Here is a 4,004-nt window from a genome sequence, read left to right on the forward strand (position 1 = left end):
GCGGGTCAGGCGGGCGGCAAGGGCACGGCCGCCGCGCAGCGCGAGTTGCGGCTCATCGAGGGCCAGGGCGCGCGTAAGGACGGAGTCAGAGGCACCGTCGAGGTCGACCAGCCCGAAGGCACCGGGATTCTCGGTCTGCGCAGAGCGGACCAGGCCCAACACGGCAGCGCCGGCAAGATCGGTCACCGAGGCGTCGTCGGTGGAGACGGCACCCCGAGTGACAACGATCAGACGGGAACCGCTGAACCGCTCCTCCTCCAACCACTCCTGAAGCAGAGCCAGAACCGCAGCGCTCCGCACGTGCACGGAACCCGGCGTGTCATCGACGTCGGAACCGGCCGTCAACGGAACCAGCACAGCACCGGGAAGGGGCGCATCGGCCGCGAGCAGATCGGCGAGCGTCGCATACCGGACAGCACCGTCGCCCACGGCACCGGCGAGGGCGTCCGTGTCCGGACCCAGCAGGGCAACACCAGCGGAACCAGCGCCCTCCGGCAGCGGAACCGGAGTCCACTCCAGCCGGAACAACGCATCACGCAACTGACCGGCGTCGCTGGACAACTGGTCGGCGTCGACCGGGCGCGCAAGCAGCCGGGCGATGGAGACCACGGCCCGGCCGGCGGGGTCGACAGCGGTCACGGACATCGCATTCTCACCCGCCGGAGCAAGACGGACGCGCAGAGCGGTGGCACTGGAGGCGTGCAGGCTGACGCCCTCCCACGAGAACGGAAGACCACCGTCATCGTCGGTGAGCAACGCCGGGTGCAGGGCAGCGTCGAGCAGCGCGGGGTGTACGGCGAAACCGGCCGCGTCCTCGTTGCCCTCCTCGGGCAGCGAGACCTCGGCATACAGCGTGTCACCGGCACTCCAGGCCGCCGTAAGGCCCTGGAAGAGCGGACCGTAGGCAAAGCCACGGGCTGCGAAACGCTCGTAGCAGCCCTCGGCGTCAACGGCCTCCGCGCCCGCAGGCGGCCACACGCTGGTGTCGAAGTCGGCGCCCGCGGGGACGGTGTCGGACAGGGTGCCCGTGGCGTGCAGCATCCAGACCCCGTCCGTGGCGCCCTCGGGACGAGCGTGCACCGTAATGGCGCGCCGACCACCATCATCAGCGCCACCCACACGGACCTGGAGCAGGACGGCCGCGTCCTGCGGCAGGGTCAGCGGCGCGGCGAGGGTGAGTTCCTCGACCCGGTCGCAGCCGACCTCGTCCCCCGCACGGATCGCGAGATCCAGGAAAGCGGTGCCCGGCAGCAGGACGGTGCCCATGACGGCGTGGTCGGTGAGCCAGGGGTGCGACTGATGGGAGAGACGACCGGTGAAGAGCACGCCTTCGCCCTCAGCGAGCTCCACCGAGCCGTTGAGCAGCGGGTGTCCGGCGGCGGTGAGGCCGACGACCGCGGCGGCGGAGTGCGTGCCGCTGGGCCAGTAGGTGGTGTGCTGGAAGGCGTAGGTCGGCAGGTCGGCGCGGGTGGCGCCGGTGCCGGCGAAGAAGGCGTTCCAGTCGAGCCGCAGGCCCGCCGTGTGCAGGGCGGCGAGGGCGGTCAGGGCAGCGGTCTCTTCGTCGCGGTCCTTGCGCACGACCGGGACGGTGACGGTCTCGTCGCCGGTCAGCGATTCCTGCGCCATCGCGGAGAGGACTCCGTCCGGACCCAGCTCCAGGAAGGTGGTCACACCCTGTTCCTCGAGCGTGGTCACCCCGTCCGCGAAGCGGACCGCCTCGCGGACGTGACGCACCCAGTAGTCGGCCGAGCACAGCTCATCAGCCGTGGCCAGGGAACCCGTCAGGTTCGACACCACCGGAATCTCCGGGGCGGCGTACGACAGTCCCTCGGCCACCGTCCGGAACTCGTCCAGCATCGGGTCCATCAGCGGCGAGTGGAACGCGTGCGACACCCGCAGCATCGTCGCCTTGCGGCCCTCCGCCTCGAACCGCGCCGCGACCTCCAGCGCGGCGCCTTCCTCACCCGAGACGACCACCGACGTGGGTCCGTTGACGGCGGCGATGGAGACGTCGTCGGTGAGGTACGGGAGGACCTCGTCCTCGGTGGCCTGGACGGCCACCATCGCGCCACCGGCCGGCAGCGCCTGCATCAGACGACCACGGACGGCCACCAGACGGGCTGCGTCCTCCAGGGTGAACACCCCAGCAACGTGCGCGGCGGCTATCTCACCGATCGAGTGACCGGCCACGAAGTCCGGCCTCACACCCCACGACTCCACCAGCCGGTACAGCGCCACCTCAACGGCGAACAGGGCGGGCTGAGTCCACCCGGTCTCGTTCAGCAGACCGGCGTCCTCACCCCACAACACCTCCCGCAGCGAACCACCCAACTCACCATCCAGGACATCGAGAACGGCATCCAGAGCCTCAGCGAACACCGGGAACCGACCATACAACTCGCGGCCCATCCCCAACCGCTGCGAACCCTGACCCGAGAACAACACCGCACGGCGTCCGGCGCGGGTGCGGCCGGTGACGGCGGCGGAGTCCGCCTCGCCGTCGGCGAGGGCGGTCAGGGCGCGGAGGGCGTCCTCCCGGCTGGTGGCCAGGACGACGGCGCGGTGGTCGAACGCGGAACGGCTGGTCGCCAGCGAGTAGCCGAGGTCGAGCGGGCGCAGCGCTGTGCGCTCGCGGACCGTGTCGAGCAGGCGGGCGGCCTGGTCGCGCAGCGCCTCCGGGGACTTGCCGGAGAGGACCAGCGGGACGACGGCGGGTTCGGCACCGTCCGCTCCGGCCGTCTCCGGTGCCGGTGCGGCGACCGGCTGCTCCAGGATGACGTGGGCGTTGGTACCGCTGATGCCGAAGGAGGAGACACCGGCGCGGCGGACCCGGTCCGTCTCGGGCCACTCGGCCTGTTCGGTGAGCAACTCGACGGTTCCGGCGCTCCAGTCGACGTGGGACGACGGGGCGTCCACGTGCAGCGTGCGCGGCAGCACGCCGTGGCGCATCGCCATCACCATCTTGATGACACCGGCGACACCGGCCGCGGCCTGCGTGTGACCGATGTTCGACTTCAGCGAACCGAGCCACAGGGGCTGCTCGTCGGTGCGGTTCTGACCGTAGGTGGCGATCAGGGCCTGGGCCTCGATCGGGTCACCCAGCGTCGTACCCGTACCGTGCGCCTCGACAGCGTCCACGTCGCCGGTCGAAAGTCCACCGCTGGCGAGGGCTTGGCGGATCACCCGCTGCTGGGACGGCCCGTTGGGGGCGGTGAGGCCGTTGGACGCACCGTCCTGGTTGACGGCGGAGCCACGGACGACCGCGAGGATCTGATGACCGTTGCGGATCGCGTCCGACTGCCGCTCCAGCAGGAGCATGCCGACGCCCTCGGACCAGCCGACGCCGTCCGCCGACTCGGCGAACGCCTTGGAACGGCCGTCGGGAGCGAGACCCCGCTGGCGGGAGAACTCGATGAACGTGCTGGGCGTCGACATGACGGTCACACCGCCCGCCAGGGCGAGCGAGCACTCACCCGACCGCAGTGCCTGGGCGGCCCAGTGCAGGGCCACCAGGGAGGAGGAGCAGGCGGTGTCGACGGTGACGGCCGGGCCCTCGAAGCCGAAGGTGTACGAGACCCGGCCGGAGGCGACGCTGCCCGCGCTGCCCTGGCCCTGGAAGCCCTCGAACTCCTTGCCTCCCAGGAGGCTGCCGTAGTCGTGGTACATGACGCCGGCGAAGACGCCGGTGCGGCTGTCACGGAGGTTGTGCGGGTCGATACCGGCCCGCTCGATCGCCTCCCAGGAGGTCTCCAGCAGCAGGCGCTGCTGGGAGTCCGTCGCAAGCGCCTCGCGGGGGCTCATGCCGAAGAAGCCGGGGTCGAAGTCGCCCGCGTCATGCAGGAATCCGCCGGAGCGGGTGTACGAGGTGCCAGTGTGCTCGGGGTCCGGGTGGTAGAGGCTGTCCACATTCCAGCCGCGGTTGGCCGGGAAGTCGGAGATGGCGTCCGTACCCTCGCTGACCAGGCGCCACAAGTCCTCGGGCGAGTCGACGTCGCCCGGGAAGC

General features: G+C 71.1%; 1 protein-coding gene. It reads right to left on the reverse strand.

Features of this window, described 5'->3' with window-relative positions:
* Positions 1-4,004, reverse strand: a 4,004-nt coding sequence (locus tag ACIQFZ_RS43195) for a type I polyketide synthase (RefSeq protein ID WP_402693974.1), incomplete at both ends; no start/stop codon positions are given.

It is taken from the genome of Streptomyces sp. NPDC093064, assembly GCF_044754605.1.
GTDB lineage: Bacteria > Actinomycetota > Actinomycetes > Streptomycetales > Streptomycetaceae > Streptomyces.